Raw genomic sequence first — 23,858 nt, forward strand, 5'->3', positions numbered from 1 at the left:
AGCGCGTTCCCTGGATCCCGACAGTTGAGACCTCCCCCGTTTCATGGGAATACGGCGGCAAGACCTGTCCACGGGAGTGAGCCATGACCTACCGCGCGCCGATCTCTGACATGCTGCTGTCGCTCAACCACGGCGCCGGCCTGAAGGCTGCCGTGGAGGCCGGCCATTACGGCGATTTCGACAGCGACATCGTGAGCGCCGTTCTGGAGGAAGCCGGCAAATTCGCAACCGACGTGCTGGCGCCGCTCAACAAGGTCGGCGACGAGCACGGCATCAAGCTCGATGCCGGCAAGGTCACGACCGCGCCGGGCTGGCCGGATGCCTACAAGCGCTGGACCGAGGGCGGCTGGAACGCAGTCTCCGGCCCCGAGGATTTTGGCGGCCAGGGCCTGCCGATCGCGATCAACGCGGCCTGCACCGAGATCTGGAGCGCCTCGAACGTCGCCTTCGGCCTCTGTCCGCTGCTGACGGCGTCGGCGATGGAGGCGCTGGACGCGCATGGCAGCGACGAGCTGAAAAAAATCTATCTCGAAAAGCTCGTTTCCGGCGAATGGACCGGCACGATGCAGCTGACCGAGCCGCAGGCCGGCTCCGACGTCGGTGCGCTGCGCACCCGCGCCGAGAAGACGGCCGACGGCACCTATCGCATCAAGGGGACGAAGATCTTCATCACCTATGGCGAACACGACATGACCGACAACATCGTGCATTTCGTGCTGGCGCGTCTCCCGGACGCGCCTGCCGGCACCAAGGGGATCTCGCTGTTTCTCGTGCCGAAGTTCATGGTCAACGAAGACGGCTCGCTGGGGCAGCGCAACGACATTTTTGCTTCAGGCGTCGAGCACAAGCTCGGCATGCATGCCTCCCCGACCTGCACCATGACCATGGGTGATCATGGCGGCGCGATCGGCTTCCTGGTCGGCGAGGAAAACCAGGGCATGCGGTGCATGTTCACGATGATGAACCAGGCCCGCCTCGGCGTCGGCCTCGAAGGCGTCGGCGTTGCCGACCGCGCCTACCAGCAGGCCCTGGCCTACGCACAGGAACGCAGGCAGGGCCGCGCCATCGGCAAAAAGGGTGACGGCTCCGATGCGATCTTCGTGCATCCGGACGTCAAGCGCATGTTGATGCGGATGCGGGCGCAGACCGCGGCGGCACGCACCATCTGCTATGCGACCGCGGTCGCGATTGACGTCTCGACGCGCGCCAGGGATCCGAACGTCCGCGCGGACGCTGCCGCGCGCGCGGCGCTGCTGACGCCGATGGCCAAGGGCTATTCGACCGATGTCGGCAACGAGGTCGCCTATCTCGGCGTGCAGGTGCATGGCGGCATGGGCTTCATCGAGGAGACCGGCGCGGCCCAGCACTATCGCGATGCCCGCATCACCGCGATTTACGAGGGCACCAACGGCATCCAGGCCATTGACCTCGTCACGCGAAAGCTCGCAGCCAACGGCGGCGCGTCGGTGTGGGCGCTGCTCGACGAGCTCTCCGCAACCGTGAAGCAGGTCGAAGCCTCCAACGATCCTGCCTTCGGCACCACGGGCGTGAAACTGCGCGAGGCACTGGAGGCGCTGACGCGCACCAGCAAATGGCTCCTGGAGCGCGTCGGGTCCGCGCCGAACGAGGCGCTGGCGGGCGCGACGCCATATCTGCAGCAATTCGGCGCCACGCTCGGGGGATGCATGCTCGCCTCCGAAGCGCTCGCCGCGAAAGCCGACGGCAACACGGACGCCGCGCGCTACGTCTCGCTGGCGCGCTTCTTCGCCGAGAACATCACCGTGCAGGCCGGCGCGCTCGAGCGCACGGTGACGGAGAGCGCGGAGTCGGTCGCGGCGGCGGATGCGGTGCTGCTGGGGTAGCTGGGACGCGTAGGGCTACGAGGCTGCGAGCTTTGCGCGCCTCCCCGGCCGCCACAGCACAATCCCCGCCGCCACAAGGTCCAGCAGGACGCACATCGCAAACGCCGTCGTGTAATCGCCGGTTACGCTGCGCACGAGACCGACGATGCCGGGGCCGAAGGCGCTGACGATGCCGCTGATCGACGTGCCCAGTCCCATCGCGGCGGCGAAGGCGCTGGCGCCGATCTCGCGCTGGATGATCAGGGGCGGGAACGTGATCATGTTGCCGATCGAGAAGCCGTAGACGGCGCAGCACACGAGCAGCACGGTCGGGCTCGTGCTCTGCACCAGAACGAACAGTGCCGCCGCCTGGCTCGTCATCGAGGCCGCGCAGGCGAGCCGCGGATCGAGCCGGTCCACGAACAGACCGAGCGACAGGCGCCCGACCACCGCCATCGCCGCCATGAGGGTGACGGCAAGTCCCGCACTGGCCCGGCCGATCAGCGGTTCGAGAAACGTCACCTGGTGGATAATGAATCCCATCTGCGCCAGCAGCGCGATCGCGATCGGCAGCACCATGGTCCAGAACGCCGCGTTGGCGAGCAGCGCCTTGCGGGACTGCGTCGGCGCGGCCGTGCCACCACCAGACGCAGTTCCACCCGATGCCCGCGATGTCCGGTCAGGCCAGCCGATGAAGATCACGACCACCGGCAGCACCAGCACCACCATCGCGATCGTGGCCGCCAGCATGGCGGAACGGAAGCCGATACTGCCGCTTAGCGTCAGCAGCAGCGGAACGAGGACGATGCCGCCGCAGGTCGCGCCGTTGTAGGCGAGACTGAGCGCCAGCCCGCGGCGCCGTTCGAACCAGGAGTTCAGCACGGTCGCGATCACCACGGTGCCCATGCCGGTCCAGCCGACCGACATCAACGCATAGGCGAGATAGAGCTGCCAGGGCGTCTGCAGCAGCGCCAGCAGCACCGTCGACGCGCCGAGCGCCGACAGGCCGCACAGGATCAGCGACCGCAGCCCGATACGGGCGAGCAGATCGTCGGTGAAGATGACGAGGACGGAGGTCAGGAGAAAGGAGAAGGTGCTGGCCGCGGAGACCAGTGTACCCGGCCAGCCATGGGCGCGTTGGAGCTCAGCGAGATAGACGCCCTGGCCGTACAGGCCGAAGCCGAACATGAAGAAGGCCATCAGGAAGCAGGCCAGCACGACGCGCCAGCCGCGGTAGTGGAACGAGGATTCGTCAACACCAGTGGCGGCAGTCATCAATCGAGCAATTGGCCAAATGGAACGCGACGGACCATCGTGCCGCACAACCACCGGTTTTTCAAATGAAACATTGTAGCTAATTGTTGCAACGCGCAATGGTGGATAAAGCGTAAAACGGCGCATGTGATCCGATGTGATGCGGTGCCACGCAGGGAACGCGAGCCAAGGCTGGACGCCAGGCATCCCGGCACAGGGGGATCGTCGAAAAGCTGGCACGAGCGGATTGGCACGCCTGCGAGATGATGTAGGCTGAAGACTACAAGACTCGTCAGCGTCGCGGCGACCGCAGGGGCCCCTTATGCCGAATGGCAATATCGTCGTCACCGAAGAGCGTGGAACGCGCGTGATCACCCTGCGCCGGCCGAGCAAGAAGAACGCCATCACGCAGGACATGTATCGCGAGATGAGCCGCGCCATCGACACGGCGCAGAACAATCCCGACATTCGCTGCATGATCATCACCGGCGGCTCCGGCGTGTTCACCGCGGGCGACGATATCGACGATTTCATGCACGCCGACACGTCTCGCCCCGAGACGCTGACGGACGGAGCGAGATTCCTCTATTCACTCGCCCTGAACGTCAAGCCAATCATCGCTGCCGTGGATGGCGCGTCGATCGGCATTGGCACGGTGATGTTGTTTCACTGCGACTACGTGCTCGCATCCACGGCAGCTACTTTTTCCGCACCTTACATCCGTCTCGGGCTGGTCCCGGTCGGGGCTTCCAGCCTGCTGATGCCGAACACGATGGGGTACCAGCGCGCTTTTGCGATGTTGGTGATGGGGCGGACTTTCACCGCCGCGGAGGCCCATACCGCAGGCTTCGTCAACGCTGTGGTGTCATCGGGACACACCGAGGTCGAAGCCCGCAAAGTGGCGCGCGAGATTTGCAAGCTTCCGGCCGAGGCGGTCGCAATCTCCCGCAAATTGCTGCGCGCCGCGCCGGAAGAGCTCACCCGCCGTATCGACCAGGAAGCCCATCTGTTCGGCGAGCGGCTGAAGTCGGAAGAAGCCACCGCCGCGTTCAACACGTTTGCGGACAGGAAGAAAAAATAGGGTACCGAGAACTTTGGTGAAATCTTCGTGCGCAACGACTAGTCTGGTTCCATGCGACACGTTCTCCGCCTGACCGCCTTCTCGCTCACGCTCGCCACCCTGCCCGCGTCCGCGCAAACTGCCCCACCCGTTGAGCTGCGCATTCTCGCCCTCAACGATTTCCACGGCAATCTGCGCCCGCCGCCGGGCGGCATTCGGATCAGTGATCCCGAGGATGGGTCCAGGAAGGTGATGGTGGCGGCCGGCGGTGCGGAATACATGGCGACGCTGGTGAAGCAGCTGCGCGAGGGACACAAGAACACGATCTTCGTCGCCGCCGGCGATCTGATTGGCGCGAGCCCGTTCCTGTCGGCGATGTTCCACGACGAGCCTTCGATCGAGGCGCTCTCGATGATGGGGCTCGCGATCACTTCGGTCGGCAATCACGAATTCGACGAGGGCAAGACCGAGCTGTTGCGGATGCAGAACGGCGGTTGTCATCCAGTCGACGGCTGTCAGGGGCCGCATCCCTTCCTCGGCGCCAAATTCCACTATCTCGCGGCGTCCACCATCGAGACGGCGACCGGCAAGAGCGTGCTGCCGCCTTACGAGATCAGGGAGTTCGAGGGCATCCCCGTCGCCTTCATCGGGCTGACCTTGAAAGAGACCGCGGGCATCGTCTCGCCATCAGGCATCACCGGCCTTGAATTCCGCGACGAGGCCGAGACGGTGAATGCGCAGGTCGCGCAGCTGAAGGCGCGTGGGGTCGAGGCGATCGTGGTGCTGATCCACCAGGGCGGCGAGCCGGCCGGCGACTACAATGAATGCCCTGCTATTACGGGACCGATCGTCGACATCGTCAAAAAATTCGATCGCGCCGTCGATGTCGTCGTCAGCGGCCACACTCATCGAGCTTATGTTTGCCAGGTCGACGGGCGGCTCGTCACCAGCGGCGACAAATACGGCACGCTGGTCACTGCGATCGACCTCAAGCTCGATCCGGCGACGCGCGACATCGTCGGCGCCAGGGCCGAGAACGTCATCGTCGCCAATGCCTCGTTGCCAAAGGATCCCGAGCAGACCGCGTTGATCGACGCATACGACAGGCTTTCGGCGCCGATCGCCAACCGGCCGGCCGGATCGGTGACGCAGACGCTGTCACGGATTCCGAACGAGGCGGGCGAAAGCGCGCTCGGCGACGCCATCGCGGACGCGCAGCTCGCCGCGACCAGGGACGCCAAGGACGGCAGCGCTGTCATCGCGCTCACCAATCCCGGCGGCATCCGCACCGACATCGTGCCAAAGGAGAACGGCGCGATATCCTTCGGCGACGTTTTCGCGAGCCAGCCGTTCCGCAACCGGCTCGTCACCATGACGCTCACGGGCGGCCAGCTCAAGGACATGCTGGAGCAGCAATGGCTCGATCCGAAGCGGCCGCGGATTCTCCAGGTCTCGAACGGGTTCAACTATGCCTGGGATGCGGCGAAGCCGTTCGGCGAGCGCGTCCTCGCCGACAAGATGACGCTCAATGGCAGGCTGATCGAAGCTGCAAGCGGCTACCGCGTCACTCTCAACGATTACCTCGCACTCGGTGGCGACGGCTTTACAACCGCCAAACAGGGCACGGAGCCGCAATATGGCGGCTACGACGCTGACGCGCTGTTCGCGTTCTTCAGGGCGCACGGACCGATCGGGCCGTTGCCGCTGAGCCGCATCCTGCGCGTGAATTGATCCGGATTAAACGGATCGGTCCAGGACCACCCTTTGCCATTCCCGGGGGAACGCATAGATTGGGTTTTGCATTTGCGTTTTGGCGCCGGATGCGCCAAGCGACGTCGAGAGCCCGCATTTCCATGAGGCCGACCTGATGAGTACGCTTCTCCTCTCCCACAAGGCCTGCCTCGACCACGTCACGCCGCCGGGACACCCTGAAAGGCCGGACCGCCTGCGCGCCGTGGAGGAAGCGCTGTCGCATGAGCGCTTCCAGTTCCTGGTGCGCGACCAGGCGCCGGAGGGCGATCTCGATCTCGTTACGCTCTGCCACAACGAGGACTACGTCACGGAGCTGCGCCACATCGCGCCGACCAGCGGCCAGGTCTATATCGACGGCGACACCTCGATGTCGCCGGGCACGTGGGAAGCGGTAATGCGCGGCGTCGGCGGCGCGGTCGCGGCGACCGATGCGGTGATGGCGGGCGAGCATCGCAACGCCTTCGTCGCGGTACGCCCGCCCGGCCACCACGCAGAGATCGGCAAGCCGATGGGCTTTTGCTTCTTCGACAACGTCGCAATCGCCGCGCGCCACGCGCAGCGCAAATACGGCATCAAACGCGCGGCCATCGTCGATTTCGACGTGCATCACGGCAACGGCACGCAGGACATTTTCTGGTCGGACCCGACCGTGATGTACTGCTCGACGCACCAGATGCCGCTGTTTCCGGGCACCGGCGCGAAAGGCGAGCGCGGTGACCACGACACCATCGTCAACGCGCCGCTCGCCTCCGAGGATGGCGGGCCGGAATTCCGCATTGCGTTCGAGAATTTGATCCTGCCGCAGCTCGAAAAATTCAGCCCGGAGTTGCTCGTCATCTCCGCCGGCTTCGACGCGCATTATCGCGATCCATTGGCGTCGCTGAATTTGCGCGCCGAGGATTATGCATGGGTGACGCGCAAGCTGATGGACCTCGCCGACAAGAGCGCCGGGGGCCGCGTTGTTTCTGTGCTCGAAGGCGGCTACGATCTGCAAGGATTGAAAGAATCTGTTACGGCGCATGTCGGCGCCCTGATGGGCGCCTGACGACTCGCCACATTGCGCCCGCAAAACTCTGCTTTTTCTGATCTGAAGCGAATCGGGCAATCGGAAACTTATATGGCCGAAAATACCCAAATGGACATCTCCAGGCTGACCTTCGAACGCGCCATCGAGGAGCTCGAAACGATCGTGAAGCGGCTCGAGGACGGCAAGGTGCCGCTCGAGGAATCCGTGACGATCTACGAGCGCGGCGAGGCCCTGAAGCGCCGCTGCGAGGAGTTGCTGCGCCAGGCCGAGGCGCGCGTCGACAAGATCACCACCGATGCCAGCGGCCAGGCCACCGGCACCGCGCCGCTCGACGTCCAGTAAGGGCGCCGCACTTCAAAGCCGCCCGTCTCAAGCATCCGCCGCCCCGCAATTTTTCACGATCGCACGCCGATCTCCCGATCATGAGGCCTGGCAGCCAGGCGGGAACCCCAAGAATTTGCCTGCGCGGAAGCGCTCCGGTTCCCTAAATCCGGTCGAAACGACCTCCCTCTCGGCTGAAATCCTGCCGAGGAACTGGGCAAAACTGGAACTCTTCCGCTCCCGCCACGATTAACCACTCTGGCCCGCCAGTTGCACCGGCATGCCCCGTAAGCAGGCCAGCGGGTTGGCTTTGGCCCAAGCTTTGGTGTAAAGCTGCGCGCAGTGTGGCTTTTTGTAAGCCTTGTGTGGGCACCGATTACCGACAACAAGGGCTTCAAACTGCTGATGAAATTGGTTGGGACCGGACGAAGCCGACCTACGTGACATGGATCACAGAGACTGAACCGGAGCGCACTTAGGCTCACCTAAGCTTGAAGACGGGGCGTTGCCCCATGCAGGTGGCTCCGACGGTTAAGGACTCGCGCTGCGCCGATATTGTGCAAACCCATCGCGCGCCGGAACGATCTTCCGGCGCTGACAAATTGGAAATCGCCGTGAACGCATACAGTAAGACGCCGCTTCTCGACACCATCCGGACGCCGGATGATTTGCGCAAGCTCAAGATCGAGCAGGTTCGTCAGGTCGCCGACGAGCTGCGGCAGGAGACCATCGATGCTGTTTCGGTCACCGGCGGTCACTTCGGCGCGGGCCTCGGCGTGGTCGAACTCACCACCGCGATCCATTACGTCTTCGACACGCCGCGCGACCGGCTGATCTGGGACGTCGGCCACCAGGCCTATCCGCACAAGATTCTCACCGGCCGGCGTGACCGCATCCGCACGCTGCGCACCGGTGGCGGCCTGTCCGGCTTCACCAAGCGCAGCGAGAGCGATTACGATCCGTTCGGCGCGGCCCATTCCTCGACCTCGATCTCTGCCGGGCTCGGCATGGCGGTCGCGCGCGACCTCTCCGGTGGCACGAACAACGTGATCGCCGTGATCGGTGACGGCGCGATGTCAGCCGGCATGGCTTACGAAGCCATGAACAATGCGGGCGCGATGAATTCGCGCCTGATCGTCATCCTCAACGACAACGACATGTCGATCGCGCCGCCGGTCGGCGCGATGAGCGCCTATCTGTCGCGACTTTACTCGGGCAAGACCTATCGCACGCTGCGCGATGCGGCCAAGCAGATCAACAAGCGCCTGCCGAAGATCCTCGCCAACCGCGCCAACCGCGTCGAGGAATACTCCCGCGGCTTCATGATGGACGGCGGCACTCTGTTCGAGGAGCTCGGCTTCTATTACGTCGGCCCGATCGACGGCCATAACCTCGATCATCTCCTGCCCGTGCTGAAGAACGTCCGCGACATGGAGACCGGCCCGATCCTGGTCCACGTCGTGACCCAGAAGGGCAAGGGCTACGGCCCGGCCGAAGCTTCCGCCGACAAGTACCACGCCGTCGTCAAGTTCGACGTCGCGACCGGCACCCAGGCCAAGTCCAAGCCGAATGCGCCGGCCTATCAGAACGTATTCGGCGCGAGCCTCGTCAAGGAAGCCGAAAAGGACGACAAGATCGTCGCCATCACCGCGGCGATGCCGTCCGGCACCGGCGTCGACATCTTCAACAAGGCGTTTCCGGACCGCACCTTCGACGTCGGTATCGCCGAGCAGCACGCGGTGACCTTCGCCGCAGGTCTTGCCACCGAAGGCTACAAGCCGTTCTGCGCGATCTACTCGACCTTCCTGCAGCGCGGCTACGACCAGATCGTGCATGACGTCGCGATCCAGAACCTGCCCGTCCGCTTCGCCATCGACCGCGCCGGCCTCGTCGGCGCCGACGGCGCGACGCATGCCGGCTCGTTTGACAACGCCTATCTCGGCTGTCTGCCGAACATGGTTATCATGGCGCCGTCCGACGAAGCCGAAATGGTCCACATGGTTGCAACCCAGGTCGCGATCAACGACCACCCGAGCGCGCTGCGCTATCCGCGCGGCGAAGGCCGCGGCGTCGAAATGCCCGACGTCGGCGTTCCCCTCGAAATCGGCAAGGGCCGTGTGGTCCGCGAGGGCAGCAAGATCGCCCTGCTCTCCTTCGGCACGCGCCTCGCCGAATGCGAGAAGGCGGCCGACGAGCTCGTAGCTCACGGCCTCTCCACCACGATCGCCGACGCGCGCTTCATGAAGCCGCTCGACACCGAGCTGGTGCTCAAGCTCGCCCGCGACCACGAGATCCTGATCACGATCGAGGAAGGCTCGGTCGGCGGTTTCGGTTCGCATGTCGCCCAATTCCTGACCGATCAGGGCGCGCTCGATAGTGGCATGGTGCGTTTCCGCTCCCTGGTGCTGCCCGACGTGTTCCTGGACCACGATACGCCGGCCGCGATGTATGGCCGTGCCGGTCTCGATGCCAAGGGCATCGTCGCCAAGGTATTCGAGGCGCTCGGCAAGGACGTCAAGGCCGAGACGGTCAAGCTCGCCTAACAGCGAGCTTCGACCTTCTGCGAAGCAGCTCTCATGAAAATCTATCTGGCAGGCCCCGACGTGTTCCTGCCAGATGCGGTCGAGATCGGTCGGCAGAAAGCCGCGATCTGCGCCGCTCACGGCCTCACCGGCCTCTATCCCCTCGACAACGAGATCGACCTCGCCGCGCCTGATGCGTCGCGGCAGATCTTTTGCGGGAACGAGGCGATGATGGACGCGGCCGATGCCATCATCGCAAACCTCACGCCGTTCCGCGGCGCCGGCGCCGATCCCGGCACCGTCTACGAGCTCGGCTACATGGCCGGCCGCCGCAAGTTCTGCCTCGCCTATTCCAACGACGGCGCTGCCTATGCCGACCGTGTCGGGCGCTTCGTGGATGTGACGTCCGAAGAGGGGCGGCTGGTCGACGCGCAGGGGCTGACGGTCGAAGACTTTGGACTCGTCGATAATCTTATGATGATCCACGCGTTGGAGCTGCATGGCTGCCCGCTGGTGACGCCTGCGCAGATGCCGATCGACGTCTGGCACGATCTGGCCGCCTTCGAGGCTTGCGTCCGGATGGCAGCCGCGAGATTGATCGCTATATAAGCGCAAATTCTCTTTCGGAGAACCGATGTCCCCTGCCCGCAAGCGCGCGGATGTATTGCTGGTCGAGCGTGGCCTGTTCGAGAGCCGGGCGCGGGCGCGCGCGGCGATCGAGGCTGGGCTCGTCACTGCCGATGACAAGCAGGTCGCAAAACCGTCGGAGACCATCGCCGAGGATGCGGTGATCCGGGCCGAGCCCGCACACCCCTATGTCTCCCGCGGCGGCGTCAAGCTCGCCGGCGCGCTTGAGCGCTACAGGATCGAGATCGAGGACCATGTCTGCCTCGACGTCGGCGCTTCCACTGGCGGATTCACCGAGGTGCTGCTGGCGAACGGCGCGAGCCTCGTCTTTGCCGTCGATGTCGGCACCAACCAGTTGCATCCCTCGCTGCGCGGTCACTCCAAAATCGTGTCGATGGAAGAGACCGACATCCGCGCCTATGATGGCAAGCGCTTGCCGGCGCGGCCCGATGTCGTCGTTATCGACGTCAGCTTCATCTCGCTCAAGACGGTGCTGCCCGTGGCGCTATCCCTGGCGGCCGCACCGATGAGCCTGCTGGCGCTGATCAAGCCGCAATTCGAGGCGGACCGGAAGCACAACAAGAAGGGCATCATCCGCGACGCCGCCGTGCGTCAGGATATCTGCAACGACATCGCCGCCTTTGCCGCCTCGCTCGGCTGTACCGATATCGAAGTGTTCCCGTCGGCAATCACCGGCGGCGACGGCAATATCGAATTCTTCCTGGGCGCGCGACGTGGTTGAGCGCGTGAAGATTGATCACGTCGGCCATCGTGGCGACGGCGTCTCGCTGGCTGCGGGCGATGCGGTCTATGTACCCTACACGCTCGGCGGCGAGACCGTCGAGGTCGGCCACGTCGCCGGCAACCATCCTGACCGCCGCATGCTGCTGGCGGTGGATGTCGCAAGCCCGGAGCGCATCACACCGTTCTGTCCGCATTTCGGCGTCTGTGGCGGCTGCGCGATCCAGCACTGGGCGACTGAACCGTATCAGGTCTGGAAGCGCGGCATCGTGGTCGAGACGCTGGCGCAAGCCGGCATCGACTGCGAGGTGGCGCCACTGGTCGACGCCCACGGCGCGGGCCGCAGGCGCGTCACGCTGCACGGCCGGTTCGGCACGCATGACATCCTCAAGGTGGGTTTTTCTGCTGCTAGCTCACACGATGTCATCCCGATCCATCGCTGCCCGATCCTCGATCCCGGGCTCGAGGGTGCGCTCGATGCGGGTTGGGCACTCTCCGAGCTGCTGACGTCGAAGATGTCGGTGACAAAGCCGCTGGACATCCAGGTCACTGCCACTGCCAACGGTCTCGATGTCGATTTGCGCGGCTCCGGCCCACTGCCAACGCCACTTGTGACGGCGCTGTCGCGCGTCGCCGAGCAGCACCGCCTAGCGCGGCTGACGCGGCATGGCGAGCTGGTGCTGCAACGCCTGGCGCCGACCCTGCAGATGGGCCGCGCCGAGGTGACGCTGCCGCCGGGCTCGTTCCTGCAAGCAACCGTTGCGGGCGAAGAGACGCTGGCGTCTCTCGTCGCGGAACGCATCGGCAAGGCCAAGAACGTGCTCGACCTCTTCTGCGGCGTCGGCCCGTTTGCGTTGCGGCTCGCCGAAAAGGCCCGCGTCACCGCCCATGACAACGACGCCGGCGCCATTGCAGCGCTCGAAAAAGCCGCGCGTACGCCGGGGCTCAAGCCGATCAAGGCCGAGCCGCGCGACCTGTTCCGCCGCCCCCTGGTGCCGCCGGAGCTGCGCGACTTCGATGCCGTCGTGTTCGACCCGCCGCGCCAGGGCGCGCAGGCCCAGGCGTTGAAGCTCGCCGCGAGCAAGGTGCCTGTGGTGGTCGCGGTCTCCTGCAACGTCGCGACCTTTGCCCGCGACGCGCGGCTGCTCATTGACGGTGGTTACAGGATCGAGAGCGTTGTGCCGGTGGACCAGTTCCGGCATACGCCGCATGTGGAATTGGTGGCCCGCTTTACGCGCTAGTTTTTATGTTTGAGGGTGACCTTTTCGGGAAACCGCGGCACACCTTCCCGGGTCATGCTCTACCGCCGAAGGACGCCCAATGCCGGCGACTCGCCGGGCAGCATCGACGAGTTGATGTCGCTGTCCATGTTTCCCGATTGCTGCTGAATGAAACCGGCGCCGAACGACAGACTCAGGTTGGAGGTCGGCTTGAACTCGACACCTGCAAATGCGCCGTAGCCGGGCGAGGCGCTGGAGGTGAGCGGCGCAAGCGAGCTGCCAATGCCGCCACTGTATTTCAGCGTGTCGAAACCGGCAAAGAACGTGACGGGCATGCCGCCCGCGGTCTTGGTGTTGTAACCGAACTGCGTGCCGTCATAAGAGAGCGCGCTGAAATTGCCGACGGAGGCGCTCTGGCTGAGACCGTTCAAACCGAGACTGCCGCGTTCGCTCCCGACAAAGAACCCGGGACGAAAATCGTAGCTTCCGTCTGCATCGCCGGCCTTGAAGCTTGGAAAGTTACCGTAGGCAGCGGCGCTTTGGCTGCTAGTTCCGCCAAAGCCGAAAGCACCGCCCGGTATCCAATACCTCAGAGGCGCCACTTGTGCATGAGCCGTTGCTCCGCCGAGGCAAAGCACGGCGAAGACAGTTGCGAGGGCGCGTGGAGCTGCGAGACTGAGCATTCAGGTGACCGTCAAGGAAGTGCGGAAATTATACGCGACGGTTGCCGCGAATGCCAGTGGAGCTGACACGCCCGGGCGTCGTTCCATTCAACTCTCGCATGCGTTCCCGAGCTCTTGCACGGTTCGCACCGCGCCAAGAAGGGCTCCGACGAATCTACCGCGCTGCGCAACAGAAATTCGACGAGCGCGGCATCATGGATATCATCGGCCTGATTGGCTATTACGACCCGGTCTCGATGACGCTGATCACCATGCAGGCGGAAGCGCCGAACAACAGCGTGCTGCCACTGCGACCGCTCGCCGCCAAGTAGCCGGAGCGTTCGATTGCAGTACCGTGGCGGCGCTGACATCATGCCGCAGCAAACGACGGTGAGGCGTTAAGCGGTCTTGTCCACTGAGGACGATGTATCCGCCGGTGGATATTTCGTCACCGGCACCATGAACGACTTGTTGCCGACCTGGTAGATGATCTTGCCGTTCTGCCCGTCATCGGTCGCAATCTGCGCTTGCCCGAACATGATGACGTTCTTGTAGACGGTGCCGGTGCCCTGCCGGGTGACGCCGTCAGTGGTGACGCTGACCTGGGCCTCGTTGCCGTTGACCCCGAGCACACGGAAGCTCGCGCTCTTGCCATTGTCACTGGAATAGCCGCCCCAGCTTCCCATCAGACGGCTGTCCGAGGCCGGCGGCGCCTGCTTATCCAGCGTCGCGGTCTGCTTGCCAGCGCCCGCGGAGGACAACAGCACCAAACTCTTGCCGTCCTTGGTGCCGACCGTGATGTTACCGAAGGTGAGAAGCGCGCCACTGACCTCGCCAAAACCGCGCTCGGTGTGTCCGTTATGGGTGTACTCGACCTGCGCCCGGGCACCGCGGATGTTCACGACCTTGAAGCCGACGGGCTGGTTGTTGCCCGCCCAACTGCCCTTCCAGTCACCGAGCAGCGCGCTCTGGTGATAAACCCGCTCGTTGGCGGGCGAAATCTGGCTGGTGCTCGACGTGACGATGGCCATTTGATTGCTCGGCGGATTTGTCTGACAGGTCCGCTTCGTTCGCGCCCCGACAACAAGGTCAGGACTTTACCCGGAAACAATTGGAGACAGCCAATTAGGGCCACGCGACGGTTAACGCATGGTTAAAATTCTATCAGAAGCAAATAGGGCAAAACGTCTCATTCGGCGGTAGCGCGTTTAGCGCCCCCAGCGGTCCGACCAGATCTTTTCGCCGATCATGCAGTTCACACGCGGCTCCTTGTCCTTGCCCGCAACGCGCATCACCGGACGCTCCGGCATACGGCCCGCAACCTCCATCAAGAGCTTTGTACGGATGGCTTCCTTGAACTTGTCGCGGTCCTTGATCGTAATCACGAAGGAACCGGGGCCGCCGATTACGCAGTCCTCATAGTAGAAGTCGAGATTGTCGATATCCATGGTCGAATAGGACGGCTCCTTGACCATGATCGGCAGGCCGTTGATGACGATGCCCTTCTCGATCGCTGCATCGCGCGCCACCGTGACCGGAGTGCCATTGTTGTTGGGACCGTCGCCGGAAATGTCGATCACGCGCCGCAAGCCCCGATAGGGATCCTCATCGAACAGCGGCATCGCGAAAGTGATCGCGCCGGAGATCGAGGTGCGCGAGGCACGACGGATCGGCGTCTTCAGGATTTCGGCGGCGACGGCATCGGCGGTCTCCGGTCCGTCGATCAGCCGCCAGGGAATGATGATCTTCTGGTCGGTCGAGGCGGCCCACTCGAAATAGGTCACGGCGATCCGGCCGTTCGGACCCAGCTTCAGCGCCTGCAAGAATTCCTTCGACTGGATCGCCTGGGCATAGCCTTCGCGCTGGATCGCGAGTTCGTCCATGTCCATGGAGTAGGATACGTCGACCGCGAGGATCAGCTCGACATCGACCGTCTGCGCGTCCTTGTCGGCTGCTTGCCGCTGCGGCTGATTTTTAGGCGACTCGAATTTGGGTCCTGGTGCCGCGATCCCCGCGACGTCCCCTCCGGCAAACATGCCGGTCACCAGCACAACCCCGATCGAGAACAGCAAGCGCATCGCAGCCTCCCGTCGTATGACGCGATGGTGACATGCAAACGCCTTGCCGCAAAGTCCGAAGATCGCTTGCGCTTCACATTCCAGTTAGGGATTTGCGAGTTGGGATTTGCGTCGCTTTACGCAAAGCTGCCGCCATGTTGCCGCGCTCGCGCCGCTGGAACTGCGCGATCGCTGGCACCGTCATGCCGTCGCTCGCGGTGCGCTCCCGGAATGACGGGCCACTGGACAGAGCGCCCCGCCCATTTGTCCGGCGCGATTTCCATGCTAGGCTGGCCGCACAGATGGGGATGGAGTCCCCCGACAACCGCCCGGCGGCCTGTGACCGTAGTGGGCTGATGACTCCTGCTTGAGGAGGGGCAACATGAAGCCTCTGCCTTTTGCGGGAGCATGGACAAACCCGCCGCTGGCGGGTTTTTTGTTGGCTGGACGCGAAGGCCAAGGAGCAGGCCCAAGGGGAGGCCAAGGAGAAGGCAAGGAGAAGTCCTGGACGTGACGACGACGACACCGATTGCTGCGCGTGCGGGGCTGCCCAGGGGAATCTGGATGCTCGGCTTCGTGTCGATGCTGATGGACGTCTCCTCCGAGATGATCCACGCGCTGCTGCCGGTCTATCTCGTCACCGTGCTCGGCGCCTCCACGCTCACCGTCGGCTTCATCGAGGGCATTGCGGAGGCGACCGCCTCGATCACCAAAATCTTCTCCGGCGCATTGTCCGACTGGCTCGGCCGGCGCAAGCTCCTTGCAGCGCTCGGCTACGGGCTAGCAGCGCTGACAAAACCGCTATTCCCGCTTGCCCCCAGCGTCGGATGGCTGGTTGCCGCGCGCTTCATCGACCGCGTCGGCAAGGGCATTCGCGGCGCGCCGCGCGATGCGCTGATCGCCGATATCGCACCCGTCGGCCTGCGCGGCGCGAGCTTCGGCCTGCGGCAGTCGCTCGACACCGTCGGCGCGTTCGTCGGGCCGCTCGTGGCGATCGCCTTGATGTGGTGGACGGCGGACAATTTTACGGCGGTGTTCTGGGTGGCGGTGCTGCCGGCTTTCCTGTCGTTCGGACTGATCGCGTTCGCGGTGAGTGAACCGGAGCCAGATCCGAGCCGGGAGCTTGCAAAAAACCCGCTCAATCGCGCCGCGATGCGGCAGCTCGGATCCGTGTACTGGCGCGTTGTGGCGGTCGGCGTGGTCTTCACGCTCGCGCGTTTCAGCGAGGCTTTTTTGATCCTGCGCGCGCAGCACATCGGGCTCAATGTGATGTGGGTGCCGGCCGTGCTGGTGCTGATGAACATCGCCTATGCGTTGTCGGCCTATCCGGCCGGCGTGCTCTCGGACCGGATCAACCGCACCGGCTTGCTCGCGCTCGGCCTCGTCTTGCTCGCCGGCGCCGATCTCGCGCTCGCCCTGCTGCCAAGCCTTGGGGGCCTCGCACTCGGCATCGTGCTATGGGGGCTGCATATGGGATTGACGCAAGGCCTGCTCTCGGCCCTCGTCGCCGACGCCGCGCCACCGAGCTTGCGCGGCACCGCGTTCGGCTATTTCAACCTGTTCACCGGCCTTGCCTTGCTGGCCGCAAGCGTGATCGCCGGCGCGCTGTGGGATACTTATGGTCCGGCCGGCACGTTCCTGGCCGGGCTCGGCTTCGCGCTGGTCGCGCTTATGGGGCTGTTCGCCGTCGGCAACGGGCTGGCAACGGAGCAAAAATGATGACGGGGGGCTGTTTGTCGTGCTGAGCGGAGTGCTTGCGATCATCATCGGCAGCGTGCTGGGCGGCTGTGCGCGCTATTTCGTCTCCGGCGCGATCGCGCGACGGATGGGCGAGACGTTTCCATGGGGCACCATGACCATCAACGTCACCGGCGCCTTCCTGATCGGGATTTTTGGCGCACTGGCGACCCATCCCGGCTCGGCCTTCGCCACGCCCAATCCATGGCTGTTCGCGGTGACCGGCTTTCTCGGCTGCTACACCACGGTGTCCTCGTTCAGCCTGCAAACGCTGACGCTGGCGCGGAACGGCGAGCCGATGCACGCGTTTGGCAATGTCGTGTGCTCGGTCGGGCTGTGCCTTGCGGCCGTCAGTTGCGGCTTCCTCCTCGCGGACACTCTGGGAGTCTAGAGGCAGATGAAGTCCCCCTCCTCCGCCGATCGCCGGCGCACCGCGATGCTCTATGCCTGGGTTGCCGCCGGCAGCATCGTCGGCGGGCTCACGCGCTACCTCGTCGGGCTCGCGCTCGACACCGGCCCCGGCTTCCCCGTCGCGACGCTGTTCATCAACGCCACCGGCTCGCTGATCATCGGCTTCTACGCGACGCTGACCGGGCCCGACGGCCGCGTGCTGGCGCGGCCCGAGCACCGGCAGTTCGTCATGACCGGGTTCTGCGGCGGCTACACGACCTTTTCGACCTTCAGCCTGGAGACCTTCCGCCTGTTCCACGACGGCATGAAATATACGGCGCTCGCCTATATCGCGGCGTCCGTCATCTGCTGGCTGGTATCGGCATGGGCAGGCCATATGATGGCCAGCCGCACCAACCGCTTGACAAGGAGCTGACCATGCAAATTCCCAATCAGGCAGTTTCGCTCCGGATCTTCATTGGCGAGAACGACCATTTCGACGGCAAGCCGCTCTATGAAGCGATCGTGATGACGGCGCGCGAGCGGCATCTGGCCGGCGCCACCGTGCTGCGCGGTCCGATGGGCTTCGGAAAGTCGAGCCGGCTGCACACTTCGAAAATCCTGCGGCTGTCGGAAGACCTGCCGCTGCTGATCGAGATCGTCGACAGCGAGGACAACATCAACGCATTCCTGCCCTTCCTGGATGGCATGATGTCGAGCGGCCTGATCACCTTGGAGAAGGTGCACGTCCTGCAATATGGTGAGAAGGCCGCGCGCTGAGCGCGCCGGCAGGAACCCGAGCCCGCCGTATCCGGGAGGCGGAATGAACGACACCGTCATCAAGCCGAAAACCAGGACGAAGACCAAGGTCGAGCGGCCGAAGCTGCATAAGGTCATCCTGATCAACGACGACTTTACGCCGCGCGAATTCGTCACCATGATCCTCAAGGCCGAATTCCGGATGACCGAGGATCAGGCCTACAAGGTGATGATCACCGCCCACAAGCTCGGCGCTTGCGTGGTCGCGGTGTTCACCAGGGACGTCGCCGAGACCAAGGCCACCCGCGCAACGGATGCCGCCCGCACCAAGGGCTATCCGCTGCTGTTCACGACGGAGCCGGAGGAATAGCACTCAGTCGACCAGCGCCGGCGCTTCATCCGCGAGCCCGTACACGCGCTGCGCCTTGGAAAATCCCGCGATCGGGAATTCTCCGAGCTCGTGCCAGTCGTGTTGGCAGACATTGGCAAAGCCTGCCGAGGCCACGATGGTCCGCCCTAGCCGACCCGTGATCTTCTCGAGCCTGGCGGCAAGGTTGACGGCGGGGCCGATGCAGGTGAAGTCGAGGCGGTTGCCGCCGCCAATATTGCCGTAGAGGATGTTGCCGACATGGAGCGCGACGCCGAAGCGGAAGCGCTCGACGACGTCGCCGACCGGAAAGGCGAGCGCCTCGACGCTGGCGCGGGATTCGCGCGCCGCCTCCAGCACGCGCGAGCAGACATGGGCGGCATCGCCGACATATTCGTCGATCGGAAACACCGCGAGCAAGCCGTCGCCCATGAATTTCAGGACCTCGCCGCCATGGCCGCGGATCGCTGTGACCTGGCAGTCGAAATAATGGTTGAGGATCTCGACCACGGTCTCGGCCGGCAGCCGGTCCGACAGCGCGGTGAAGCCGCGCAGGTCGGAGAGCCAGATCGCAGCCTGCATGGTGTCGTTGTGGCCGCGGCGGATCTGGCCGCCGAGGATACGCGCGCCGGCGCGGTTGCCGACATAAGTATCGAGCAGCATCTCGGCGGTGCGGCGCAGGCTGATGATCTCGCTGACGCGCGCAAGCGGTGCCATGAGGGTGCGGATCGCCGCGATGTCGTCATCGCTGAAGCCGCCGGGATCCCGCGTGACCCAGCTCGTTGCGTGGATAGAGCCATCGAGATACGGCATCGGCACCGCGATATAGTCGGTCACCCCTTCGGCGCGCATGTCATCGAGGAACGGAAAGCGCTTGCTGTCGGGGTCGTCCATGCGGCCCCTGACCTCGATCCCCTCTTCGAACACGATACGAAGCGGGCTCCTGGCGAATTCGGGCGTGTCCAGGATATCGAAATCGACGGTCCCGATCTCGACCTTCTGACCTTCCCGCCAGATGAAATTGCGGCCGAAGATTTCCGGATGCAGCGTACGAATGAAGATGCCGAACCGCCACAGCGGCAAGCCGGCTACGACCAGATGTTCGCAGACGTCGGCGATCATCTCCGACGGGGTCCCCGATGACCTGGCGCCGTCGATCAACCAGTTGGTGATGCGCTGGAGTTGGGCGTTTTGCATGTCCGCATTTGCGGACGAAGTTGTGGGATCGTCAAGCTGCGCGGTGGGCTGGTGGCGCGACACTAGCGACCCACCTAGCGCTAGCGTCCCACCTGCCCGCGGTCGCGCAGGAAATGATCGGCCAGGACGCAGGCCATCATGGCTTCGCCGACGGGGACGGCGCGGATGCCAACGCAGGGGTCGTGGCGGCCCTTGGTGAATATCTCGGTGTCGGTGCCGTTGCGATCGACGGTCAAACGCGGCTGCAGGATCGACGAGGTCGGCTTCACCGCAAAGCGCACCACCACCGGCTGTCCCGTGGAGATGCCGCCCAGCACGCCGCCGGCGTGGTTGGACAGAAAGCGCGTGCCGTCATTGCCGGTACGCATCTCGTCGGCGTTCTCTTCGCCGGTCAATTCCGCCGCGCCAAAGCCGGCGCCGATCTCGACGCCCTTCACCGCGTTGATGGTCATCATCGCGGCTGCCAACTCGGAATCGAGCTTCGCATAGATCGGCGCACCAAGGCCGGCCGGCACGCCTTCGGCGACGACCTCGACCACCGCGCCGATCGAGGAGCCGCTCTTGCGGATGCCGTCGAGATAGGTCTCGAAGAATGCGGCCTTGTCCTTGTCGGGACAGAAGAACGGGTTTTTCGCAATCTCGTCCCAGTCCCACTTGTCGCGGTCGATCTTGTGCGGACCGATCTGCACCAGCGCGCCGCGCACCCTGACGTCGGGCAGCACTTTTCGTGCGATCGCACCGGCAGCAACGCGCGTCGCCGTCTCGCGCGCCGAAGAACGGCCGCCACCGCGATAATCGCGCAGGCCGTATTTGGCCTCGTAGGTGAAGTCGGCATGACCCGGGCGAAACTTGTCCTTGATCTCGGAATAATCCTTCGAGCGCTGGTCGGTGTTCTCGATCAGCAGCCCGATCGGCGTGCCCGTCGTCACCTGTACGCCGGTCTCCGGATGCGCCATCACGCCGGAGAGGATCTTCACCTGATCCGGCTCCTGGCGCTGGGTCGTGAAGCGCGACTGGCCGGGCCGGCGGCGATCGAGATCGCCCTGGATGTCTGCCTCGACGAGCGGGATCATGGGCGGGCAGCCGTCGACCACACAGCCGATCGCTACCCCGTGGCTCTCGCCGAAGGTGGTGACGCGGAACATGTGGCCGAAGGTGTTGAAGGACATCGCGGCTCGCTGGCTTGGTTCCCGCGTGTGGTAACGCGCGGGGGGCCGGGGGTCAAACCCGCAGCCGCCACGGGAGACGGCCAACCGGCTTAACTAAACTTCTCCAGCCGCCCGTCGCGGAACACATAGACTGCGCCCTGCTCGATATAGAGTTCGGCGGCGCTCGACGGCGTCTCCAGGCCGAGTGAAACCATCAGGGCCCGGCAGGTGCCGCCATGGGCAACCGCGACGGTGTCGGTCCGAAGCTGGTCGTACCAGGCGCGCACGCGGACCTGTACTTCGGCGTAGGTCTCCCCGTCCGCGGGGCCCACCGTCCATTTGTCGGCGAGACGCCGGGCGTAGACATCGGGATCGGAGGCCTCGCTCTCGGCCAGCGTCAGTCCCTCCCAGGTGCCGTAGCCGATCTCGCGCAGGCGATCGTCGAGCGTGTAGTCCGCAGGCGGCAGTTCGAGCTTGCCCCGCGCCAGTTCCATGGTCTGCCGCGCGCGGCCAAGCGGGCTCGACACGTAGGGAAATGCAGCCTTGTCGCGGCCGTCGCGCTTGAACAGATCGGCGAGAATGCCCCCGGCCTGCACAGCCTGACCGCGGCCGCGCGCGTTCAGCGGAATGTCCTTGGTGCCCTGAAGCCTGCCGAGCGCATTCCACTCGGTCTCGCCGTGGCGAAGGTAATAGATCGTGGGCACGGGCATTCCAGGTAAAGGTTAGTCCTTGCTACCGAACGAAATGTCAGGTGCGTCGGGGCGCTTCATGCCGAGCACGTGATAGCCGGAATCGACGTGGTGCACCTCGCCAGTGACGCCTCGCGACAGGTCGGAGAGGAAATACAGCGCGCTGCCGCCGACATCTTCAGTGGTCACGTTGCGCCGCATCGGTGCGTTGGCCTCGTTCCACTTCAGGATATAGCGGAAATCGCCAATGCCGGACGCCGCGAGCGTCTTGATCGGACCCGCCGAGATCGCGTTGACGCGGATGTTCTTCTCGCCGAGATCGGCCGCGAGATAGCGCACGCTCGCTTCGAGCGCCGCCTTCGCCACGCCCATCACGTTGTAATGCGGCATCCACTTCTCGGCGCCGTAATAGCTGAGCGTGATCAGCGAGCCGCCGTCGGTCATCAGCTTCTCGGCGCGCTGCGCCACGGCCGTGAACGAATAGCAGGAGATCAGCATGGACTTCGAAAAATTCTCCTGCGTGGTGTCGACGTAGCGACCATCCAGCTGCTCGCCATAGGCGATCGCGTGCACCAGGAAATCGATCTTGCCCCACTTCTCCTTCAGCACCGCGAAGGCCGCGTCGATGGTCGCGGCATCGGTGACGTCGCAATGGCCGAGCACGAGCCCGCCGATCTCGGCGGCGAGCGGCTCCACGCGCTTCTTCAGCGCATCGCCCTGATAGGTGAAGGCGAGCTCGGCGCCGGCCGCGTGGCATGCCTTGGCGATGCCCCAGGCGATCGAACGGTTATTGGCAACACCGAGGATGACCCCGCGCTTGCCTTGCATCAGTCCCTGCATCAGACCTGAATTCTGCGCCATTTGCTAACGTCCCGTCGAGCTCTCGGTGAGGTCTGGAGGTACACCAGCCCTCCTTTGCGGTACAGTCCTAATACGCGGCGTTAACGCTGTTTCGAGCGCCGGAATAGCTGTTCCGCTCGGGTGTTATGATCGTTGTGGCACTCGCGCCGGACACCAGGACGTCAAGACCGCAATGAGTGCGTTTCGACAAAGTGTGGAAGCAATGATCCCGGCGTTGCGCCGCTATGCCCGCGCGCTCACGCGCGAGGCGGATACGGCCGACGATCTGGTACAGGATACATTGGTGCGGGCGCTGCGTTCAGAGCGCCTGTTCCTCGGGGGCGATGTCAGGAGCTGGCTCTACACGATCCTGACCAACCTCAACAAGAACCGGCGGCGCTCGCTGGCAAGGCGCCCGCAATTCATGCAGCTGACGGAGAACAACCCGGATGCCAGCGGGACCGAAGCCGAAGGGCGCGATATCGAGAAGGCACTGGCGACGCTCGTCGAGGAGCAACGTTCGGTGCTGCTCCTGGTGATGCTGGAGGGCATGAGCTATCGCGAGGTCGCCGACATCCAGGGCGTGCCGATCGGCACCGTGATGTCGCGCCTGGCCCGCGCCCGTGCCCACGTTAAAGCCTCGCTGGAGGGTGAGCGCCCGGCGCTCAAGCGGGTGAAGTAATGGCAGGGTGGATGCATTGCGCATGTCGCTTCCCCTGCGTGGAGTGGGAAGCAGCGCAGTTGAACCGCGTAAGATATTTTGGGCCGCAGAGCCAGAGACGACCGATATGAACGACCGCAATATTCCCCTCACAGAAGACGAACTGCACGCTTATGTCGACGGCGAGCTGCCGGCCGAGCGCAGCACCGACGTCGAGGCCTGGCTAGTCGCCCACCCTGACGATGCCAAGCGCGTGCAGTCCTGGCGCGCCATGGCCGAGATGCTGCACGCCCGCTACGATTCCGTCGCCCAGGAGCAGGTGCCGGCGCGGCTGGAGCTCGAGCGGCTGGAGCGCCGGCCCCGCCAGTGGCTCTATGGCGCCGCCGCGGCGGTGCTTGTTGCCTTCGTCGCCGGCGGCACCGCCGGCTGGGTCGCGCATGGCGCCGCCAATGCCCCCTCGACCTTCCAGAACTTTACGACCGACGCGCTCGACGCACACCGCCTCTACGTCGTCGAGGTTCGCCACCCCGTCGAGGTCGGTGGCAACGAGCGCGACCACCTCCAGGCCTGGCTGACCCGGCGCTGCGGCTGGACCGTGTTTGCACCGAACCTGGAGGCGAGCGGGCTGAAGCTCGTCGGCGGCCGGCTCCTGCCTGGGCCGAACGGTCCGGCGTCGTTCCTGATGTATGAGGGCGCCTCGGGCGAGCGGTACACGATCTACACCGCCAAGACCGAGAACGGCGCGACGCAGATGCGCTACGCCAGAATGGAAAAGGACGGGGCGCTGTTCTGGGCCGAGCGCGGCGTCGGCTACGTCGTCAGCGGTGGCGGCGACCGGGACCGGCTGACCAAAGTGGCGCAGGCGGTCTACGACCAGGCAGAGAAAAAAGGCACCTAGACAACCACGCAAACGCGGTGCCTCGATTCCGACATTGAAAATTTGGAATCAAGACATCGGCGCGTCTCATTATCGCACCGGATGATCA

General features: G+C 64.5%; 24 protein-coding genes and 1 riboswitch. Of the genes, 16 read left to right on the forward strand and 8 right to left on the reverse strand.

Annotated elements, in window-relative coordinates:
- The first annotated feature begins 83 nt into the window (after window positions 1–83).
- Entirely contained in the window at window positions 84–1,862 is a 1,779-nt protein-coding gene (locus IVB27_RS04875; protein WP_247441829.1) for an acyl-CoA dehydrogenase family protein, read from the forward strand.
- A gap of 15 nt (window positions 1,863–1,877) precedes the next feature.
- Here IVB27_RS04875 and IVB27_RS04880 read toward each other — a convergent pair whose 3' ends face one another.
- A complete protein-coding gene (locus tag IVB27_RS04880; protein WP_247441831.1) occupies window positions 1,878–3,116 on the reverse strand; it encodes an MFS transporter in 1,239 nt (412 codons plus the stop codon).
- A gap of 301 nt (window positions 3,117–3,417) precedes the next feature.
- Here IVB27_RS04880 and IVB27_RS04885 point away from each other — a divergent pair, with 301 nt between their 5' ends.
- The 8 genes from IVB27_RS04885 (at window position 3,418) to IVB27_RS04920 (ending at window position 12,386) form a co-directional block, all read left to right on the forward strand.
- Window positions 3,418–4,176 (forward strand): enoyl-CoA hydratase-related protein, encoded by a 759-nt coding sequence (locus tag IVB27_RS04885; protein WP_247348081.1) that lies wholly within the window; start codon window positions 3,418–3,420, stop codon window positions 4,174–4,176.
- A 51-nt stretch (window positions 4,177–4,227) separates the two neighbouring features.
- Complete coding sequence (locus IVB27_RS04890) at window positions 4,228–5,886, forward strand: bifunctional metallophosphatase/5'-nucleotidase (RefSeq protein ID WP_247441833.1); 1,659 nt, start codon at window positions 4,228–4,230, stop codon at window positions 5,884–5,886.
- A gap of 136 nt (window positions 5,887–6,022) precedes the next feature.
- Complete coding sequence (locus IVB27_RS04895) at window positions 6,023–6,952, forward strand: histone deacetylase family protein (protein ID WP_247441835.1); 930 nt, start codon at window positions 6,023–6,025, stop codon at window positions 6,950–6,952.
- Between the two features lie 72 nt (window positions 6,953–7,024).
- Window positions 7,025–7,276, forward strand: coding sequence for an exodeoxyribonuclease VII small subunit (locus tag IVB27_RS04900; RefSeq protein ID WP_247441837.1), 252 nt, complete (start codon window positions 7,025–7,027; stop codon window positions 7,274–7,276).
- A gap of 593 nt (window positions 7,277–7,869) precedes the next feature.
- Entirely contained in the window at window positions 7,870–9,798 is a 1,929-nt protein-coding gene (gene dxs / locus IVB27_RS04905) for a 1-deoxy-D-xylulose-5-phosphate synthase (protein ID WP_247348075.1), read from the forward strand.
- A 33-nt stretch (window positions 9,799–9,831) separates the two neighbouring features.
- Window positions 9,832–10,386, forward strand: coding sequence for a nucleoside 2-deoxyribosyltransferase (locus IVB27_RS04910; protein ID WP_247441839.1), 555 nt, complete (start codon window positions 9,832–9,834; stop codon window positions 10,384–10,386).
- A 25-nt stretch (window positions 10,387–10,411) separates the two neighbouring features.
- On the forward strand, window positions 10,412–11,146 hold the full coding sequence (locus tag IVB27_RS04915; RefSeq protein WP_247441842.1) for a TlyA family RNA methyltransferase: 735 nt from the start codon (window positions 10,412–10,414) through the stop codon (window positions 11,144–11,146).
- Complete coding sequence (locus tag IVB27_RS04920) at window positions 11,139–12,386, forward strand: class I SAM-dependent RNA methyltransferase (RefSeq protein ID WP_247441843.1); 1,248 nt, start codon at window positions 11,139–11,141, stop codon at window positions 12,384–12,386. Before IVB27_RS04915 ends, IVB27_RS04920 begins: the two co-directional genes overlap by 8 nt.
- A gap of 59 nt (window positions 12,387–12,445) precedes the next feature.
- Here IVB27_RS04920 and IVB27_RS04925 read toward each other — a convergent pair whose 3' ends face one another.
- The 3 genes from IVB27_RS04925 to IVB27_RS04935 all read right to left on the reverse strand — a co-directional run bounded on the left by IVB27_RS04925 (window position 12,446) and on the right by IVB27_RS04935 (window position 15,105).
- Window positions 12,446–13,048: a hypothetical protein gene (locus IVB27_RS04925; protein WP_247348067.1), complete on the reverse strand. Its 603-nt coding sequence runs from the start codon at window positions 13,046–13,048 to the stop codon at window positions 12,446–12,448.
- A gap of 377 nt (window positions 13,049–13,425) precedes the next feature.
- Window positions 13,426–14,058: a hypothetical protein gene (locus IVB27_RS04930; RefSeq protein ID WP_247441845.1), complete on the reverse strand. Its 633-nt coding sequence runs from the start codon at window positions 14,056–14,058 to the stop codon at window positions 13,426–13,428.
- A 177-nt stretch (window positions 14,059–14,235) separates the two neighbouring features.
- Window positions 14,236–15,105: a DUF1194 domain-containing protein gene (locus IVB27_RS04935; RefSeq protein ID WP_247441847.1), complete on the reverse strand. Its 870-nt coding sequence runs from the start codon at window positions 15,103–15,105 to the stop codon at window positions 14,236–14,238.
- Window positions 15,106–15,379: 274 nt separating this feature from the next.
- A riboswitch (Fluoride riboswitch) is annotated at window positions 15,380–15,457 on the forward strand.
- A gap of 137 nt (window positions 15,458–15,594) precedes the next feature.
- Between IVB27_RS04935 and IVB27_RS04940 the strand changes: the two genes are divergently transcribed.
- The 5 genes from IVB27_RS04940 to clpS are packed head-to-tail and all read left to right on the forward strand — an operon-like array spanning window position 15,595 to window position 18,340.
- Window positions 15,595–16,803, forward strand: a complete 1,209-nt coding sequence (locus tag IVB27_RS04940) for an MFS transporter (protein WP_345946827.1) — start codon at window positions 15,595–15,597, stop codon at window positions 16,801–16,803.
- Window positions 16,804–16,822: 19 nt separating this feature from the next.
- Window positions 16,823–17,212 (forward strand): fluoride efflux transporter CrcB, encoded by a 390-nt coding sequence (crcB, locus tag IVB27_RS04945; protein ID WP_456650910.1) that lies wholly within the window; start codon window positions 16,823–16,825, stop codon window positions 17,210–17,212.
- Window positions 17,213–17,218: 6 nt separating this feature from the next.
- Complete coding sequence (crcB, locus tag IVB27_RS04950) at window positions 17,219–17,647, forward strand: fluoride efflux transporter CrcB (protein ID WP_247441849.1); 429 nt, start codon at window positions 17,219–17,221, stop codon at window positions 17,645–17,647.
- 2 nt (window positions 17,648–17,649) lie between these two features.
- On the forward strand, window positions 17,650–17,991 hold the full coding sequence (locus IVB27_RS04955; RefSeq protein ID WP_247348056.1) for a putative PII-like signaling protein: 342 nt from the start codon (window positions 17,650–17,652) through the stop codon (window positions 17,989–17,991).
- Window positions 17,992–18,034: 43 nt separating this feature from the next.
- Complete coding sequence (clpS, locus tag IVB27_RS04960; RefSeq protein WP_247441851.1) at window positions 18,035–18,340, forward strand: ATP-dependent Clp protease adapter ClpS; 306 nt, start codon at window positions 18,035–18,037, stop codon at window positions 18,338–18,340.
- A 3-nt stretch (window positions 18,341–18,343) separates the two neighbouring features.
- Here clpS and IVB27_RS04965 read toward each other — a convergent pair whose 3' ends face one another.
- From IVB27_RS04965 to fabI, 4 genes are all read right to left on the reverse strand, one after another.
- The gene (locus tag IVB27_RS04965) at window positions 18,344–19,534 is read right to left on the reverse strand and encodes an adenylate/guanylate cyclase domain-containing protein (RefSeq protein ID WP_247441853.1); all 1,191 of its coding nucleotides are present in this window, start codon (window positions 19,532–19,534) and stop codon (window positions 18,344–18,346) included.
- Window positions 19,535–19,614: 80 nt separating this feature from the next.
- Window positions 19,615–20,703 (reverse strand): chorismate synthase, encoded by a 1,089-nt coding sequence (gene aroC / locus IVB27_RS04970; RefSeq protein ID WP_247441855.1) that lies wholly within the window; start codon window positions 20,701–20,703, stop codon window positions 19,615–19,617.
- A gap of 89 nt (window positions 20,704–20,792) precedes the next feature.
- Window positions 20,793–21,392: a histidine phosphatase family protein gene (locus tag IVB27_RS04975; RefSeq protein WP_247441857.1), complete on the reverse strand. Its 600-nt coding sequence runs from the start codon at window positions 21,390–21,392 to the stop codon at window positions 20,793–20,795.
- 12 nt (window positions 21,393–21,404) lie between these two features.
- Window positions 21,405–22,232 carry an enoyl-ACP reductase FabI gene (fabI, locus tag IVB27_RS04980; protein ID WP_247348045.1) on the reverse strand — a complete coding sequence of 276 codons (828 nt, stop codon included), beginning with the start codon at window positions 22,230–22,232 and terminating at the stop codon, window positions 21,405–21,407.
- A 172-nt stretch (window positions 22,233–22,404) separates the two neighbouring features.
- Here fabI and IVB27_RS04985 point away from each other — a divergent pair, with 172 nt between their 5' ends.
- Together IVB27_RS04985 and IVB27_RS04990 are read left to right on the forward strand one after the other, a co-directional pair.
- On the forward strand, window positions 22,405–22,893 hold the full coding sequence (locus IVB27_RS04985) for a sigma-70 family RNA polymerase sigma factor (RefSeq protein WP_247441859.1): 489 nt from the start codon (window positions 22,405–22,407) through the stop codon (window positions 22,891–22,893).
- Between the two features lie 106 nt (window positions 22,894–22,999).
- Window positions 23,000–23,770: an anti-sigma factor family protein gene (locus tag IVB27_RS04990; protein ID WP_247441861.1), complete on the forward strand. Its 771-nt coding sequence runs from the start codon at window positions 23,000–23,002 to the stop codon at window positions 23,768–23,770.
- Window positions 23,771–23,858 lie beyond the last annotated feature (88 nt).

This window comes from Bradyrhizobium sp. 197 (assembly GCF_023073375.1).
GTDB lineage: Bacteria > Pseudomonadota > Alphaproteobacteria > Rhizobiales > Xanthobacteraceae > Bradyrhizobium.

Coding starts and splice junctions, on each gene's coding strand:
- clpS (WP_247441851.1), top strand. CDS start 18,035: ATGAACGACACCGTCATCAAGCCGAAAACCAGGACGAAGACCAAGGTC.
- IVB27_RS04900 (WP_247441837.1), top strand. CDS start 7,025: ATGGCCGAAAATACCCAAATGGACATCTCCAGGCTGACCTTCGAACGC.
- IVB27_RS04880 (WP_247441831.1), bottom strand. CDS start 3,116: ATGACTGCCGCCACTGGTGTTGACGAATCCTCGTTCCACTACCGCGGC.
- IVB27_RS04910 (WP_247441839.1), top strand. CDS start 9,832: ATGAAAATCTATCTGGCAGGCCCCGACGTGTTCCTGCCAGATGCGGTC.
- IVB27_RS04895 (WP_247441835.1), top strand. CDS start 6,023: ATGAGTACGCTTCTCCTCTCCCACAAGGCCTGCCTCGACCACGTCACG.
- IVB27_RS04965 (WP_247441853.1), bottom strand. CDS start 19,534: ATGCAAAACGCCCAACTCCAGCGCATCACCAACTGGTTGATCGACGGC.
- IVB27_RS04975 (WP_247441857.1), bottom strand. CDS start 21,392: ATGCCCGTGCCCACGATCTATTACCTTCGCCACGGCGAGACCGAGTGG.
- IVB27_RS04890 (WP_247441833.1), top strand. CDS start 4,228: ATGCGACACGTTCTCCGCCTGACCGCCTTCTCGCTCACGCTCGCCACC.
- IVB27_RS04875 (WP_247441829.1), top strand. CDS start 84: ATGACCTACCGCGCGCCGATCTCTGACATGCTGCTGTCGCTCAACCAC.
- fabI (WP_247348045.1), bottom strand. CDS start 22,232: ATGGCGCAGAATTCAGGTCTGATGCAGGGACTGATGCAAGGCAAGCGC.
- aroC (WP_247441855.1), bottom strand. CDS start 20,703: ATGTCCTTCAACACCTTCGGCCACATGTTCCGCGTCACCACCTTCGGC.
- IVB27_RS04915 (WP_247441842.1), top strand. CDS start 10,412: ATGTCCCCTGCCCGCAAGCGCGCGGATGTATTGCTGGTCGAGCGTGGC.
- crcB (WP_247441849.1), top strand. CDS start 17,219: ATGAAGTCCCCCTCCTCCGCCGATCGCCGGCGCACCGCGATGCTCTAT.
- IVB27_RS04885 (WP_247348081.1), top strand. CDS start 3,418: ATGCCGAATGGCAATATCGTCGTCACCGAAGAGCGTGGAACGCGCGTG.
- IVB27_RS04935 (WP_247441847.1), bottom strand. CDS start 15,105: ATGCGCTTGCTGTTCTCGATCGGGGTTGTGCTGGTGACCGGCATGTTT.
- IVB27_RS04955 (WP_247348056.1), top strand. CDS start 17,650: ATGCAAATTCCCAATCAGGCAGTTTCGCTCCGGATCTTCATTGGCGAG.
- IVB27_RS04925 (WP_247348067.1), bottom strand. CDS start 13,048: ATGCTCAGTCTCGCAGCTCCACGCGCCCTCGCAACTGTCTTCGCCGTG.
- IVB27_RS04990 (WP_247441861.1), top strand. CDS start 23,000: ATGAACGACCGCAATATTCCCCTCACAGAAGACGAACTGCACGCTTAT.
- IVB27_RS04930 (WP_247441845.1), bottom strand. CDS start 14,058: ATGGCCATCGTCACGTCGAGCACCAGCCAGATTTCGCCCGCCAACGAG.
- IVB27_RS04985 (WP_247441859.1), top strand. CDS start 22,405: ATGAGTGCGTTTCGACAAAGTGTGGAAGCAATGATCCCGGCGTTGCGC.